This is a genomic window from Burkholderia sp. SIMBA_062, assembly GCF_046534765.1.
GTDB lineage: Bacteria > Pseudomonadota > Gammaproteobacteria > Burkholderiales > Burkholderiaceae > Burkholderia > Burkholderia ambifaria.
The window spans coordinates 51,928-66,942 of sequence record NZ_JAWRYD010000007.1 but is presented as its reverse complement, the minus strand read 5'-3'; the positions used below and the strand labels follow the sequence as shown (position 1 = coordinate 66,942).

The 15,015-nt window shown below is 66.9% G+C and carries 16 protein-coding genes; 6 read left to right on the top strand and 10 right to left on the bottom strand.

Going from position 1 to position 15,015, the window contains the following annotated elements; all coding sequences use genetic code 11:
- Positions 1–41: 41 nt before the first annotated feature.
- Entirely contained in the window at positions 42–1,931 is a 1,890-nt protein-coding gene (locus SB786_RS09490) for a sigma-54-dependent Fis family transcriptional regulator (RefSeq protein ID WP_410727235.1), read from the bottom strand.
- 329 nt (positions 1,932–2,260) lie between these two features.
- Here SB786_RS09490 and SB786_RS09485 point away from each other — a divergent pair, with 329 nt between their 5' ends.
- Together SB786_RS09485 and SB786_RS09480 are read left to right on the top strand one after the other, a co-directional pair.
- Positions 2,261–2,452: a DUF2964 family protein gene (locus SB786_RS09485; RefSeq protein ID WP_006757700.1), complete on the top strand. Its 192-nt coding sequence runs from the start codon at positions 2,261–2,263 to the stop codon at positions 2,450–2,452.
- A gap of 244 nt (positions 2,453–2,696) precedes the next feature.
- Entirely contained in the window at positions 2,697–2,984 is a 288-nt protein-coding gene (locus SB786_RS09480) for a DUF1488 domain-containing protein (RefSeq protein ID WP_006749463.1), read from the top strand.
- Between the two features lie 153 nt (positions 2,985–3,137).
- On the opposite strand, the gene SB786_RS09475 is transcribed toward SB786_RS09480, so the two are convergent.
- From SB786_RS09475 to SB786_RS09465, 3 genes are read right to left on the bottom strand one after another with little or no spacing between them, the layout of a single operon-like run.
- Positions 3,138–4,001: an MBL fold metallo-hydrolase gene (locus tag SB786_RS09475; RefSeq protein WP_410727234.1), complete on the bottom strand. Its 864-nt coding sequence runs from the start codon at positions 3,999–4,001 to the stop codon at positions 3,138–3,140.
- Positions 4,002–4,004: 3 nt separating this feature from the next.
- On the bottom strand, positions 4,005–4,331 hold the full coding sequence (locus SB786_RS09470; RefSeq protein WP_410727233.1) for a hypothetical protein: 327 nt from the start codon (positions 4,329–4,331) through the stop codon (positions 4,005–4,007).
- Positions 4,332–4,344: 13 nt separating this feature from the next.
- Positions 4,345–4,875 carry a sugar ABC transporter gene (locus SB786_RS09465; RefSeq protein ID WP_410727231.1) on the bottom strand — a complete coding sequence of 177 codons (531 nt, stop codon included), beginning with the start codon at positions 4,873–4,875 and terminating at the stop codon, positions 4,345–4,347.
- A 199-nt stretch (positions 4,876–5,074) separates the two neighbouring features.
- Between SB786_RS09465 and SB786_RS09460 the strand changes: the two genes are divergently transcribed.
- Positions 5,075–5,926 (top strand): LysR substrate-binding domain-containing protein, encoded by an 852-nt coding sequence (locus SB786_RS09460; RefSeq protein ID WP_410727378.1) that lies wholly within the window; start codon positions 5,075–5,077, stop codon positions 5,924–5,926.
- A 72-nt stretch (positions 5,927–5,998) separates the two neighbouring features.
- On the opposite strand, the gene SB786_RS09455 is transcribed toward SB786_RS09460, so the two are convergent.
- On the bottom strand, positions 5,999–7,300 hold the full coding sequence (locus tag SB786_RS09455; RefSeq protein ID WP_410727230.1) for an NCS2 family permease: 1,302 nt from the start codon (positions 7,298–7,300) through the stop codon (positions 5,999–6,001).
- Between the two features lie 360 nt (positions 7,301–7,660).
- On the opposite strand from SB786_RS09455, the gene SB786_RS09450 reads away from it, so the two are divergent.
- Both SB786_RS09450 and SB786_RS09445 read left to right on the top strand, forming a co-directional pair.
- On the top strand, positions 7,661–7,849 hold the full coding sequence (locus tag SB786_RS09450) for a hypothetical protein (protein ID WP_410727229.1): 189 nt from the start codon (positions 7,661–7,663) through the stop codon (positions 7,847–7,849).
- 208 nt (positions 7,850–8,057) lie between these two features.
- A complete protein-coding gene (locus tag SB786_RS09445) occupies positions 8,058–8,336 on the top strand; it encodes a hypothetical protein (protein WP_006757698.1) in 279 nt (92 codons plus the stop codon).
- A gap of 180 nt (positions 8,337–8,516) precedes the next feature.
- Here SB786_RS09445 and SB786_RS09440 read toward each other — a convergent pair whose 3' ends face one another.
- The 5 genes from SB786_RS09440 to SB786_RS09420 all read right to left on the bottom strand — a co-directional run bounded on the left by SB786_RS09440 (position 8,517) and on the right by SB786_RS09420 (position 13,223).
- Positions 8,517–8,900 carry a DUF2917 domain-containing protein gene (locus SB786_RS09440; RefSeq protein WP_410727228.1) on the bottom strand — a complete coding sequence of 128 codons (384 nt, stop codon included), beginning with the start codon at positions 8,898–8,900 and terminating at the stop codon, positions 8,517–8,519.
- 252 nt (positions 8,901–9,152) lie between these two features.
- Positions 9,153–9,440: a hypothetical protein gene (locus SB786_RS09435; RefSeq protein ID WP_006757696.1), complete on the bottom strand. Its 288-nt coding sequence runs from the start codon at positions 9,438–9,440 to the stop codon at positions 9,153–9,155.
- A 102-nt stretch (positions 9,441–9,542) separates the two neighbouring features.
- On the bottom strand, positions 9,543–10,448 hold the full coding sequence (locus tag SB786_RS09430) for a metal-dependent hydrolase (RefSeq protein WP_410727227.1): 906 nt from the start codon (positions 10,446–10,448) through the stop codon (positions 9,543–9,545).
- Positions 10,449–10,482: 34 nt separating this feature from the next.
- Positions 10,483–12,270, bottom strand: a complete 1,788-nt coding sequence (locus SB786_RS09425; protein WP_410727226.1) for an SDR family oxidoreductase — start codon at positions 12,268–12,270, stop codon at positions 10,483–10,485.
- Positions 12,271–12,284: 14 nt separating this feature from the next.
- Positions 12,285–13,223 (bottom strand): M24 family metallopeptidase, encoded by a 939-nt coding sequence (locus tag SB786_RS09420; protein ID WP_410727225.1) that lies wholly within the window; start codon positions 13,221–13,223, stop codon positions 12,285–12,287.
- 506 nt (positions 13,224–13,729) lie between these two features.
- On the opposite strand from SB786_RS09420, the gene SB786_RS09415 reads away from it, so the two are divergent.
- Positions 13,730–15,007 carry a haloacid dehalogenase-like hydrolase gene (locus SB786_RS09415; RefSeq protein WP_410727224.1) on the top strand — a complete coding sequence of 426 codons (1,278 nt, stop codon included), beginning with the start codon at positions 13,730–13,732 and terminating at the stop codon, positions 15,005–15,007.
- Positions 15,008–15,015: the final 8 nt, after the last annotated feature.

Genomic DNA, 15,015 nt, shown 5'->3' with positions numbered 1-15,015 from the left:
GCCGTCTGTGGCCGGCGCCCACGGGGCGGCCGACCCCGACGTCAGTGTCGCCGCAGGTAGCGGTACACGGTATTGCGCGCGAGTCCGAGCTCACGCGCGGCGGCCGATACGTTGCCGCCATGCCGCGCGAGCACCGCGTCGATCACAGCGGCCTGGTGGCTCTGCAGCGTCGTCGCTTCGCGCGTGTCGGCCGGTGCGGCTTCCGCGGCGGGCGAGTCGTCGCAGTCGAGCCAGAAATCGTCGGGCAGATGCGCGAGCGTAATTTCGGGTTCGTCTTCGGCGAGCATGCCGGCCGTACGCAGCACGTTGGTCATTTGCCGCAGGTTGCCGGGCCAGCGGTGCCGCATGAACGCATCGAGCACGTCGGCCGCGACGCTGCTTGGCATCGGTTCGCTGCGCGCGAGCCGCGCGAGGATCCGCTCGACCAGCGCGGGCAGGTCGGTGCGCGCGGCGAGCGCCGGCAGCGTGACCGCGAGTCCGTTGATCCGGTAGAACAGGTCTTCGCGGAAGGTGCCTTCCGCGATCATCGCGCGCAGGTCGCGGTGGGTCGCGCAGACCACGCGCACGTCGACCGGCACCGCGCGTGCGCCGCCGAGCGGCATCACCGCGCGCTCCTGCAGCACGCGCATCAGCCTGACCTGCTGCGCGAGCGGCATGTCGCCGATTTCGTCGAGAAACAGCGTGCCGCCGTCGGCCTGCGCGATCTTGCCGGGGCTGCCGCGCTTGCGCGCGCCGGTGAATGCGCCGTCCTCATAGCCGAACAGTTCGGCCTCGATCAGCGAATCAGGCAGCGCCGCGCAGTTGACCGCGACGAACGGGCCGTCCGCGCGCGGCGACGCCTGGTGCAGCGCACGTGCGAGCCATTCCTTGCCGGTGCCGGTCTGGCCGAGGATCAGCAGCGGCAGGTCGCGTCCGCGAATCTTCGCGACGCGTTCGAGCACGGCGGCCATCCGCGCGTCGCCGGTGTCGAGCGTCGCGAACGTGATTGCGTCCGGGTCCGGCGCGCGCAAGCGCACGGCGAGGGCGGGCGGCGAGACGGCGATGGTCGTCTTGTGCGCCTCCGCGAATTCGCAGCGCGCGAGCACGCGCACGCCGGTCGACAGTGTGAGGCGAAACGGTGCGCCGGCGGCGCCGGCGGCCTGCTGTGCGAGCTGGCCGAAGTGCATGCCGAACAGTGCGTCGCAACCGCGATGCTGCAAAGCATCGAACGTTGCGCCGAGCTGGAATTGCGCGCTGCGATTCGCGGCGATCAGCCCGCCGTCGGGGCCGAACGCGACGAGCCCGGCGAACAGCGAGTCGACGCAATCCTCGTGTGCGTGGAAGCGCAGCCGCAGCGCTTCCGCGCACTGGTTCGCGAACAGGTGGTTCTCGATCAGTTGCGCGGACATTCGCACGAGCGCGAGCGTATGGGGGCTGAAGCCGCGCGGGTCGCCGCTTACGTCGAGCGTGCCGAGCGTGCGGCCGAACGGGTCGATGATCGGCGCGCACGAGCAGGTGAGGATATGGTTCGCGCGCAGGAAGTGTTCGGACCCATGCACGGCGAGCGCCTGGCCCGACGCGAGCGCGGTGCCGATCGCGTTGGTGCCGCGTGCGCCTTCGGCCCACGACACGCCGGTGCACAACGCGACGCGGTTGGCTTTCTCGATGAAGTCCGCGTCGCCGATGCTGTGCAGGATCACGCCGTCGGCATCGGTGAGCAGCACGAGGCTTTGCGTGTCGGCGATCTGCGCGTGGAGGTTCTCCATCACCGGGCGAGCGTGCGCGAACAGTGCGTGGTTCGTGTCGAGCAGTTCGCGCAGCGCGACGCGCGACAGCGGCGAGAAATCGGGGCGCTCGTTGGCGCGCAGGCCGACCGAGGTCGAACGGGCATGCGCCTGCGCGAGCAGGTCGTTGCGGCCCGCGGTGGCGGGCAGCACGAAAGGTTGAGGCATGTCTTGTCTCCTGTCGATCAGAGTTAGCGCTTCAGCGCTTGCTCTGGTCCCATGCTTCGCGGTCGTCCCAGCTTGGCACTTCGGCGCTTGTTTGGGCCCCTGCATCGCAAGCGACCCATGTGGATGCCTTGCACCGCACCATCCGTCACGGGGGCCGCCGCCATCGATATCGCCTCATCATACAAGCGCGGCGCGCGTTGTGCGACCGGGTATAAAAACCCCTTGCTTTTAAGCGCCCGCCTGCAATGATGAAAGCGGAGCACGCACGCGCCGTGTTCCGCATCGCAACATGCATGCGACGTGACATGCATCCGTTCGGGAGACGCATCATGGTTCGGACGGAACTGAGAGTCGTGCTGGCGGCCATCGCCACCTTCATCATGTTGGGCGGCATCGCCGTGGCGATCCACGGTTTGCTGTTCGACTTGAGCGACGCGGTGCAATACGGGGCCGCCGCCATTGCGGTGGGGGCCACGACCGCCGCGATTTCGCTGAACATCTGGCCCACGGACCCTCACTGACGCCGTTCGGAAAACGGTGTCGGATGTTGCGCTGGTCAGAGGAAATGCGCGTCGGAACGACGCACGTCGTAAATTTGCCTCCTGCGCGAAACCGTCTAAAGTGGAATGCAACCGGCATGCATTGTCCGCGCCATACGCTCCGTGGATCCGTGCCTCCGCCGGCGAGCCCGCGTACATTTTCGTCCGGCCGGTAGCGGACGTCGGACGCGGTGATTTGCTTTCTACCGGCCGATAGGCGGCTCCCATGCAAATTCATTTCACGAATGAAAAGCCCGAATATTCGGGGCGCGACCTGATGCTTGGATTCACGGCGCTGGTCAATGGCGAGCGCGTCCAATGTCAGATCACCGCCGAGGCGCTGGAGGATCATTTCGGTGCGGCATCGCCGCGCTTCGAGGACATGGTCGGTGCGTACGATCAGCACCGCGAGCGGATCGAGGCGGCCGCGCGGCGGCTGCTGTCGGAAACGCGCGCGCAATGCCTGACGCTGCGCAGCGGCTACGTGCGCTTCTACGAGGCGAACGGGCGCTGAACCGGACGACCGGGCAGCGACGGAGCGGGCGCCGCATACCGGCGCCCGTGTCGTATCGGCGCATGCTGGTCCGATGCCCCGCTTGGCGCGGGATGATGCGCGGCACGATTCGAATATCGTGCGGCGCGATGGCGTGCCTGCGTTCCGTTTCCGTCAATCCGCCCCGATGAGCGCATACGCGCCGTCGGTTGCACCATTCGTGCGCGCGATGCGTGCGAAGCCCGTATCGGCGAGGTGCATGCCCGCAATCAACACGTTGTCCGAAGCGACTTCGGCGAGCGTGGCCGCGCGCGTCGCGGATGCCTGCGACGGATCCTGGTCGAACGCGATCGACACGTCGGGCCGGGCGACCTGGATCGGCGCGAAATGCACGAGATCGCCCCAGATCAGCAGGCGCTCGCCGTGCGATTCAATGCGGTAGCCGGTGTGGCCCGGCGTGTGCCCCGGTAGCGGCACCGCGACGATGCCCGGCAGTACGTCGCCTGCCTCGATCGTCCGAAGTTGCGCGTGGTAAGCGTCGAAGGTCCGTCGTGCGATCTGGAAATTCACGCGTGCGCGTTCACTTGCCCGCTCGTACGCGTCGTCGTCCAGCCAGAACGCGCGTTCCCGTTCATGAATGAGCACCGCCGCTTGCGAAAAGGCCGGCTGTCCGTCTGAGTCGAGCAGACCGCCGATGTGGTCGGGATGCGCGTGCGTGAGCAGGATCGTGTCGATGTCGCGTTCATCAATACCGGCGTGCGCCAGCGACGGACGCAGCAGGCCGCCCCAGTTCCGGATGCCGCCGGCACCGGTGTCGACGAGCGCGGTGCGGCCTTTCCCCCGTATCACGTAGCAGTTGATGTTGACGCGCGACGGCGCGTGTATGCCGGCGCGATGCATGATGCCGGCCGCATCGTCCACGTCGATGTTCGACAGCAGCTCGAGGCCGGCCGTCAGCGTGCCGTCGCTGATCGCGGTCACCGAGAAATCGCCGACCTGACGACGCGAAAACGACAGGCGGGGAATGGATGTGCTCATGGGTCAATGTCGCGCGTGAAGGTGGGTGGTGTCGTAGCCGAAGCAGCGAATGCGTGCGACGCATCCGGTGTGGCGGAGAATCTCGCGATCCAGTTCGGCCATGAACCGATCCATCAATTCAGTGGTGCGAAACGATGTGATGCGAAAGCGAATCTCCGCGCTGACTGGATGTCCGCAGCCGTGCCGGATCGGCACATAAGCGACGTGAATCGCGCCGGGCGCGGCTCTCAGCACGTCCGTGCAGAGCGTCTCGCAGGCCGACGACAGTCCGTCGAGCGCCGCGTTCGCCGGCATGTTCGCGTCGGGAATGAGAATCGTGATGCTGGGCATGGCCGGACTCCCGTCAGTGTGCAGTTGCCGATGCCGGCGCGCTGACGAGCCGGTCGCCCATCGGTGCATAAAGCCGGATCCCGGCGCGGGACGCGAGCCGCGCCTGATCCTGATCCAGCACGGCCAGCCAGCGAGCGGCCGGCAGATGGTCCAGCGCGATCGCATGCAGGGCCGTGGCGGCGATTCCCGCTTGCGCGAACGGGGCAGCGTTGTCGCAAACGGCCAGCCATTGATTGCCGGAGACGGCCGGCGCCGGTGCGGAGCTGTCGTACACGTTGCGGCGCCACTCGACGATGTGCGGCTGCCAGCGCGCGAAATTGCCGCCGCCCTTGTCGCGGTAATCGGCCGACGTCAGCACGTCGGCGCTGTCGATCGTGTGCAGCGCAAGGTAGACGGGGCCGTCGCCATCGACGGCACGAAAGCGTTGCGACGTGCGAAAGCCGGGCACGGAAATCAGCGCCGGCAGTTTGACGCGGCTGTAGAAGTCGTTCCACTCGGCTTCGACAGCCGGCTCGGCGATGCTGCATTCAACGGCATAGATCATCACACCTCCACGGGTAGCAAGCGGCCTTCGGGATGGATAGCCGCTCGACTGGTTGAGTTTTTGTCATGATAATTAGCCGATGGATGGGTGAAAAACGATGATTCGTCACCGCTCAATGACATTTGATCAACTATGACCCGCACGGGTCGCACCGGGAGCAATCGTGACGCGACGCAGGATTCCGAGCAATTCGGCATTGATGGCATTCGAGGCCGCGGCGCGGCATGGGAGCTTCGCGCGTGCCGCCGACGAGTTGGCGCTGACCGAAGGCGCGATCAGCCGGCAGATTGGCCGGCTGGAGATGTTCCTGGGCGTGTCGCTGTTCGAGCGGGTCGGCAACCGCGTTCGGGTGGCGCCCAACGGCGCGCGCTACGCGGCGCAGGTTCGCGAAGTGCTGGATCGGCTCGAGCGCGACAGCCAGTACATGATGGGGCAGCCCGGCGACGGCGGCAGCGTTGATATCGCCGTGACGCCGACGTTTGCGACGCGCTGGCTGATTCCACGGCTCAAGGGTTTCCAGACGCAGCATCCGAACATCACCGTGCACTTCGCCGATCGCGCCGAGCCGTTCGTGCTGGCCGGCAGCGGATTCGATGCGGCGATTCATTTCGAGCATCCGGCATGGGCCGGCATGCATACGTACCGGTTGTGCGAGGAGGTGCTGGTGCCGGTCTGCCATCCGTCGCTGCTCGCGGGTGGGGATCCGGACGCGTTGCTGGGCACGCTGCCGCGCCTGCACAAGCGCCAGACGCCGGATGCGTGGTCGGCGTACGTGCAGGAGACGGGGTTGCCGGTGAGCAATCCGGCCGCCGGCGCGCGCTACGATCTGTACTCGATGCTGATCGCGGCGGCGCTGGCCGGGCTCGGCGTCGCGCTGGTGCCGCGGCTCTATGTCGACGCAGAGATCGCGCAAGGATCGCTCGCGGCGCCCTGGCCCGATGGTCGAGGCGTGGTCAAGCGCTTCTGTCTCGTGTTGCCCGACGCGCTGGAGATGGGCGACGGTCCGCTGCAGACCTTCGCGCACTGGGTACTGCGGCAGGCGGACACGTGATGCCCATACCCCAACAAAAACGCCACCCGAAGGTGGCGTAGTTTCATCGCGCATCGCACCGGTGCGCGTGCGTCACTCGCTGCCGAGATAGAAGAAGCGGAACAGGAACACGGCCGCGATGATCCACACGACTGGCTTGACCGTGCGGGCCTGGCCCGTCAGCAGCTTCAGGCCGCCATACGAAATGAAGCCGAACGCGACGCCGTTCGCGATCGAGTACGTGAACGGCATCAGCAGCGCGGTCAGCGCGGCCGGCACGGCTTCGGTCGCATCGTCCCACGGCACGTCGACCATCTCGCGCAGCATCAGGCACGACACGTACAGCAGCGCGGGCGCGGTCGCGTAGGCCGGCACGACGCCGGCGAGCGGCGCGATGAACAGGCACGCGAGGAACAGCACCGCGACGGTGATCGCCGTCACGCCCGTGCGGCCGCCGGCCTGCACGCCCGACGCGCTTTCGATATACGCGGTGGTCGACGACGTGCCGAGCACCGAGCCCGCGACGATCGCGGTGCTGTCGGCGAGCAGCGCCTTGTTCAGGCGGTTCATCTTGCCTTCGACGAGCAGCCCCGCGCGGTTCGCGACGCCCATCAGCGTGCCGGTCGCGTCGAACAGCTCGACGAGGAAGAACACGAGGATCACGTTGATGATGCCGGTCGACAATGCGGCGCCGATGTCGAGCTTGAACAGCGTCGCGTCGATCGACGGCGGTGCGGAGAACACGCCGTGGAACTGGTTGTCGCCGAAGAAGAACGACAGGATCGTCACGCCGATGATGCCGATCAGGATCGCGCCGCGCACGCGCAGATGGTCGAGCGTGACGATCGTGAAGAAGCCGATGATCGCGAGGATCGTGTCGTGCTTGTGCAAATCGCCGAGCGTGACGAGCGTGGCCGGGTTGCCGACGATCACGCCGGAGGTCTTCAGCGAGATGATGCCGAGGAACAGGCCGATGCCGGCGGTGATCGAGATGCGCAGCGATTTCGGAATGCCGTTGACGATCGCCTCGCGCACGCGGAACAGCGTGACGAGCAGGAACAGGCAGCCGGAGATGAACACCGCGCCGAGCGCGGCCTGCCACGTGAAACCCATCCCCTTGACGACCGTGTACGCGAAATACGCGTTCAGGCCCATGCCCGGCGCGCAGGCGATCGGGTAGTTCGCATACAGCCCCATGATGAGCGACGCCAGCGCCGCGACGAGGCAGGTCGCGACGAACACGGATTCCTTCGGCATGCCGGCGTCGCCGAGGATCGCCGGGTTGACGAAGATGATGTAGGCCATCGTCAGGAATGTGGTGACGCCCGCGAGTATTTCGGTGCGGAAATCGGTGCCGGCTTCAGCGAAGCCGAAATACCGCTTGATGGATTCCATGTAGGCGTTTCTCCGGTCGGGTTGTCGTGTTGCTTGTTGTTGGTGCCGAATTGTTGTAACGGCAGCGCGCGGCCGGCGTACTGTAACCAGCCACTATTGCCGCGCTATCGGCGGATTGTAATAGCGCGGATAGCTCGGACGATATAGTTGCGGGGCACGATCGGCTGCGTTCGCGCGAACGGTCGGACAGGCCGGCCGCGCGAGGACGGCGCGCATTTTACCGGTTTGGACGAAGCGGGCAGGCGGAAACGATGGAAACGATTCGATGGCGGGGCGGGCCGTGTCGGCCGATGCGGGCACAACGGCATGAAGGACGCGCGGACGCCGCACGATGACATGCGACTGCAATGGAGCACCCGCATGCTGGACGAACGCGGGGCGGCGAGAAGGATGCGCGAACGCGCGCGCATGGCCGGCGCGGGTGCGCAGCGGCGTGCGGCGACCGTTGGTCGGTCCGGGCAGTTGCAGATATCGGGCTATCCTGCTCCGAAGCCGTCCCGTCCGCAACTGTCATTTCTCGATGCGGGCGCGACTGTGGTTTCTGTGTAAAAGATTGCAAGAGGTCATCGCGTAAACCGGCAAGTCTTTCTAGGATAGATACACCGCGCACACACGCCGGCCGGTTATTGCCGACGCGGGGGAGTCGCAGTCCGTGCAGGCCAGGCGGTGAAGTGTGGTGACGGTCGCTGCGCATTCGGGCAGGGGCGACCGATTGCGATTGCCCGATGCGGATTCGTCCGTAATCACGGAGGTCAGCATGTTGAACTGGATCAGCCGTTGGGCGATGCGGCACGCCCCCACGCCGGAAAAAACCGCTGCGTCGATGCTCGTGACGGCGCGCATGGAACTGTTCGCAGCCGAACAGCGCGTCATCGATGCGAAATTACAAGCGGATTACTGGCGTACACGCGTGTCATTTCTCGAGGAAGTGCAAAAACAAGGCATCGACCCGTGGGTGACCTCGCATGCCGCGCAACGCCCCGATCTTGATTCCGCTCCCCGTGGCACGGGCCCGCGTCTCGCCGCCAGCACCTGAACCGATGCATGCAATGCATGTGAGGGTTGGTTGCGCACGGCGCGCGATCGCGCGCGGCACGCATGGGCGTGCCGCGTATTCGATGCGCACCGGCGACGCATTGCGGCGCCGGTGCGTCTGTTTCCGGATGCGGTGATTCCGCGCGCTCCGGTGCCTCGTTGCGCGCGTGAGCTCGCATCGTCACTCCCTTCTTCGCCATCGTCCGACGAGCAAACGTTGCACTTGCGCGAGCGTGCGTCTCAACCGTTCGCCGCGCCGCACGTACGCCGTTGTGATCGACGCTTCGGCCGCCCGGTCGTCATCGGTGCCGAGCCAGATGCGATCGCCGCGCGCGATGCGCAGCACGTCGCCGGGTTGCACCCAGTAATCGTCGATGCTCGGCGGCCGCGTGATCCACAGCGGCGCGCCGTGCGCACGAATTTCCGCATCGCTCGGCGCGCGCCAGGTCAGGGTCGTGCGCGGCGCAACCGCGAAACGGATCACGACGGTCGGTAACGTGATCGCGCCGGCGCGGCGCGTATCGGGACGGTCGGGACGGTCGAACAACGGGCTTGCCTGGTCCATCGTCTGCTCCATTCGTTGAGCCGGACGGATGACGCGCACCAGAACAAAAAGGCCTCATCCGTTTCCGGTGAGGCCTTGTGTGACATGCGGTACTGCTCGGATGCTAACGCACAAGCGCCTCCCGTGATCCATTCTTTCGAATGTTCACCGGGCAATGATTCGCGATGGCGATGAGCTTGAACGTAGGCATGCGAACGAGTTTGTCGATGTCGTACGGCGTTGTCAACGACTATTTTCGAGATGCGGGGCGAGTCACGCGTCGCGCTGGGCGAGGCCGTTCACGAGCAGTTCGGACAGCAGGCCCGTCATCCCGTCCGGATGCGTGGCGGCGCGCGCCTTCAGCTGCTCGACGAGATCGGCGTTGAGCTTGCACGCGAACGGCACGAGGCCCTGTTCCTGGTCGAGCTTGCGCTGCGCGCGGCGATCGAGCTTCGGCGCTTCCTCGGCGCCCTTGCCGAAGCGCGCGGCGTTCGACTGCTTCATCGCTTGCGTCAGCTTGAGCGCCTTGTTCTTTTCTAGATCGGTTTTCTTCATGGCCATCGCGGCACCTCCGGGAAATGAAGCCGCGATTGTACGCACTTCGGCGGGCGCCGCCCGCCTAGGGCGTTACAAACCGGCAGCCGACCTCGCTCGGACATCCGTTCACGCGCCCTTCGTCGTGCCCCAGTTGCCGCCGTGCGCGGCCGCCTGCGCGGCGGGCGAGTGGGCCAGATAGGCGAGCGCCTGCTCGGTCGAGCCTTCATGGTGCGGCGTATAGCGCGGCTTGAAATAGCGCAGCGCCGCGCCGATCACTTTCCAGAACGACGGCAGGTGGCTGCGCCGCGAACCCTTCCACCACGACAGCACGAAACCCGGATAGCGGCCCGCGGCCGGATCGCGCCGGTACATGAACCTTGCGCCGCTCGTGATGAAGTAGAGCAGCAGCACGATCACGAACGCCATGTGCAGGCAGCGCTCCGGGTAGTTGCCGCCCACGTGGTTGTAGATGTCGAACGCGACGGTGCGGTGCTCGACTTCCTCCGCGCCGTGCCAGCGCAGCAGGTCGACCATCGTCGGGTCGGCGTGGCCTTCGTCGAGCCCGTGCGCATTGAGCACCCAGTTGCCGAGATAGCCGAAGAAATGTTCGAGCGACGCGATCACCGCGAGTTGTTGCCGCAGCCAGAAGCGCGTGTGGCCGATCTTCAGTCCGAACGGCGCTTCGCCCATCACGCGCGTGAACAGCCAGTTCAGCTTCTGCGTGAACGGCTTCGTGTCGATCCCGTGCCGGTCGTAGTAATGCCTGAGCACGCCGCCATGCGAGCGCGAATGCACGGCTTCCTGGCGCAGGAAGCCTTCGGCTTCGTCGCGCAGGCGTGCATCGGTGATGTGCGGCAGCGCCTTGTTGTACACGCGGCAGAACCACAGCTCGCCTTCCGGGAACAGCAGGTTCAGCGTGTTGATGATGTGCGTGCTGCACGGGTCGTTCGGCACCCACGTGATCGGCGTGTCGCTGAAGTCGAACTTCACGTGCCGGGCCTTGATCTTGTGATGGTCGGCGGTAGCGGTCATCTGTGTCTCCGTTTCGGTGCGGTGGCCTGCGCCGTCAATGCGATGCCATGCCGATGCGAGCGAGCATCCGGCCGAGCCACGGCATGAAGCGGCCCACGACGCGCAGCGCATGCGCCTCGGCGCCCACCGCCACGACCGGCCGGTTGCGCAGCACGCCGTCGACCATTGCCTGCGCGACGGTCTCGGGCTTCAGGCCGCGCATCTGGTACAGCTTCGTCGCGCGTTTGCGCAGCCGTGCCTCGTCCCGAGCATTGGCGCCCGCGTATTGCGTCGACGCCATGATTCCGGTTTCCGCGAAGCCCGGGCACACGGCCGTCACGCCGATGCCTTTCTCCGCGAGTTCCGCGCGCATGCATTCGCTGAGCATCAGCACGGCGGCTTTCGTCGTCGCGTATGCGGGCAGGTCGCGCGACGGCCCGAACGCGGCGGCCGACGCGGTGTTGACGATGTGGCCGCCGGTGCCGCGCGCGGCCATCTGCCGGGCGAACAGCCGCGAGCCGTGGATCACGCCCCACAGGTTCACGTGCAGGATGTGCTCCCAGTGGTGGGCGGTCGTGTCCAGAATGCCGCCGGCCATGCCGATGCCCGCGTTGTTGATCACGACGTCCGCGCCGCCGAGTTCGCTGCCGACCCACGTCGCGAGCGCTTCCATCTCGTCGGCGGACCCGACGTCCACGCATTTCGCGTATGCGTGCGCGCCGGTCAGCCCGAGCAGCAGCGCGGTGCGCTCGGCGCTCGCCAGCTCGATATCGCACGCGACGACGGTCGCGCCTTCGCGGGCGAACGCGAGCGCCGCGCAGCGGCCGATGCCGCTGCCCGCGCCGGTGACGACCGCGACCTTGCCGCTGAAGCGGCCGCTGGTGGCGTGCCGGCGTGCGTTCGCGAGCGCGGGCGGCTCGTCGCCCGATTCGACCGCGTCGATCAGTTGCTCGGCGAGGGCCGCGAAGCGCGCGGGATCGGCGAGCGGCAGCCAGTGGCCGGCCGCGACTTCGCGCCGGTAGTACTGCGGCACCCAGCGCGACAGGTTCTCCGACAGCGCCGGGCTGACGTACTTGTCGCCGAGCGGCACGATCGTCTGCACGGGAGCGTGCGCGTAGCGCTCGCGCGGGGCGAACAGGCAGCGGATGAAGTTCGCGCGATAGAGGCGCACGCCGCGCGCGCCGTCGTCGGCCTGCGTCGCGCGCGGGGCGGCCGGCGTCTTCTCGAGCCGGCGCAACAGGCGCGGCCATGCGCGGCCGAGCCACAGCCGCCAGCTCAGCTCGGGGATGAACGGCAGGTGGAACAGGTAGACGTACCACGAGCGCACGAGCTGGCTGCCGAGCTTGGCCAACGACGCGGGCGTCGGCCGCAGCACGCGTTCGCGCAGCCAGAAGCCGACGTGGTCGAGGCACGGCCCCGAGCACGACGTGTATGACGCAATGCGGCCGGCGAGCCGCGGATCCGTGACGAATTCCCAGCCCTGGATCGAGCCCCAGTCGTGCGCGATCAGGTGCACCGCGCGGCCGGGGCAGAGCGTGTCGATCACCGCGATGAAGTCGTCGGTCAGCTTCGCGAGGTGATAGTCGGCCGTGCGCTTCGGCACGCCGGATAGGCCCGCGCCGCGCACGTCGTAGGCGATCACGTAGTGCTTGCGCGCGAGCAGCGGCGCGACGTGCTGCCAGACGCTGCTGTCGTCAGGGTAGCCGTGCACGAGCACGACCGGTGAGCGTGCGGGGTCGCCCCAGGTCCGGACCGCAAGCGTCAGGTCGCCGGACGCGACGGCCGTCTCGCTGTGAAGCAGTTCGAACAGGGCCAGCGGCGCTTCGTCGGAAAGAGGCTGCATCGTGAGTCCGTCGTTCAGGGATTCAGGGCTGCGGGGGCTTCGGGAGGAAGGCGCGTCACAGCGGTCGGCACGGCCGCGACGGCCTGCGCGCGTTCGGCCTGGCGGCGCTGCCAGCGGCGCACGTGCGGCAGGTCATCGTCGAGCCAGTACGCGTCGTCGTCGGTGATCACCAGCAGTTCCTCGAATTTCGCGCCGACGCCGGCGAAGCCGAGATGCGGCTCGACGGCCCACAGGCCCGGCACGGGCACATGTTCGGAGCGGCGGTCGATCGACCACAGCGGCGACCAGCCCTGCTGCTTCGCCGCGCGGCCCTGGTCGAGCAGCAGGTTGCGCGTCGCGTTCAGCCCGAAGCGCGCGACGAAACGCGGTTTCGACGGCTTGTGGATCTTCGCGACGCGATGCGCGAGCACCTTGAACGGATAGGCCTTGTGGCGCGGCTCGACGCCCTGACGGCGGCACAGCGCGTCGACCGCCTGCGCGACCTCGGCCATCGGGCGGCGCGCCTTCACGAGCCGCACGATCATGTCGCGATGGTCCATCAGGTCGTCCTGCAGTTGTTCCAGGATCGGGTTGCGGCCGAGGCAGTGCGCGTAGCCGACGTCCGCGACGACCCCGTCGAGCACCGGCGCGACGTCGAGGATCACGGGCATGTCGGTCTCGAGCTGCCGGTGGCTCGGGAAGAACGCGAGGTTGAAGCCGCCCATGTGCTTGAGGCCGGAGAAGCCCTCGAACGCGGTGCGCTCGCCGAACCACGCGAACGGCTTGTGCAGCCAGTCGTGCACGCCGTGGTCCTGCAGCCATTCGGTCAGCAGGCGTGCGGCTTCCTTCTCGGTGATGCCGGGATACAGCATCGCGCCGACGGTCTCGACGCAGCGGTAGGCAAGCTGCTGGACCGCGCGGAATTGCGGCAGCTCGTCGAGGTGGACTTCCGGCAGCGGGTGGTGGGCGGTCATGATGCGTCTCCATGTGTCGGCCCGCGTTTGCGTCTCGGCGCGGCGCGGGTCCGGTGCAAGGCTGGGGCGCTGATCCGAACGCATCCGCCGGCGAGCCGGACGCGAATTATTCAGTCAGCATTTAATGTCCCATTGATCGATGTAACGATCATAGCCGGTTCGGCGTCGTGCGCCAGCCCCCGGAGGTGAGGACTTCTCCTAATGAGGGGCCGAAATGGAGGGAAAGCTCTAGGTTTCCGGCGGTCGGGGCCGGATGGCCGTTGCTGTGCGGGGTCTCGCGCGGCGGAGCCGGCCGGGGAGTGCCCCACGAGGTTCCGGCGCGGGCGTGGAATGTCGCGCCGGATCAACTCGCCGTCGTGTCGCGACGAGACGCTGTCAAATTGCCGAAATAATTTCGTCACATCATCCGCCCCGATTCGAAGCCTTTGCGGCTTCGCGGGGCCGGTGTGCCGCGCGTCGCGCGGGCAGCGGCCGAAGCCGATTCGGCAATTCAACGGAGAGAGACCATGCAACGCCGCCAGTTCATGAACACCCTTGCCGCGGCGACCGCTGCGACGCCGCTGATGCTCAAGGCCGGCATGGCCGGCGCGAAGAGCGCAACCGCGCCGGACGCGCTGGACCCGGGCCGCTGGTCGCCGTTCAACGCCGCGCGCCTGCAGGCGGTGCTCGACCAGCATGGCGTCGCGAGCGCGCGCTATGACGGGAAGCGGCGCCCGTATGCGGTGTTCGACTGGGACAACACGTGCATCATGAACGACTGCGAAGAGGCGTTGCTGATGTACCAGATCAACCATCTGCAGTACAAGCTGACGCCGGACGAGTTCGTCGCCGTGATGTGGAAGGACGTGCCGAAAGGCGCGTTCATGAAGGACTACACGACCGTCGACGGCAAGCCGGTGACGATGGAGGACCTCGCCGCCGACGTCGAGTCCGACTACCGCTGGCTCCATGCGAACTACAAGGGCTTCGGCGGCGACAAGAGCCTCGACGAGATTCGCGAGACCGACCAGTTCAAGGATTTTCGCGCGAAGCTGTACTTCATGTACGACGCGATCTGCGACACGCATCCGCTCGAAGTCGGCTACAAGTGGATCATCTACTTCTACAAGAACATGACGACCGCCGAGCTGCAGGCGATGGCGGAAGCGTCGAACAACTACGGTATCGGCGACGCGCTGCGCAAGGTCCGCTACGAAAGCCCGAAGACGCTGCCGGGCAAGGCCGGCGTGGTGGCCGACACGCATTTCCACGGCATCCGCATTCACGAGGAAATCCGCGCGGTGATGCATACGCTGCGTGCGAACGGCATCGACGTGTACGTGAGCACCGCGTCGCTCGACGACGTCGTGCGCGTGTTCGCCGGCAATCCGAACTATGGCTATGGCGTGCCGCCCGGGAACGTGATCGGCTTGCGTCTCGACATGCAGGACGGCAAGTACACGAGCACCTATCCGGCCGGCTGGCATTTCAACTGGGGGCCCGGCAAGACGGTGGGCATCCGCAACGTCCTCGTGTCGAAGAAGGGCTACGGCCCGCTGCTGGTGTTCGGCGACAGCGACGGCGACGCGTGGATGCTGCGCGATTTCAAGGACACCGCGGCCGGCGTGATCGTCAACCGGATGAAGAAGGGCGAGATCGGCGCGGACAGCAAGCTCGCGTCCGAACAGATCGGCAACCCGGACGCGCGCTTCCTGCTGCAGGGCCGCGACGAGCACACGGGCCTGATGATCCCGGACGAGAAGTCGATCAAGTACGGCAAGACCGAGCGCAAGCTGCTGGCTTGACGCGGGCC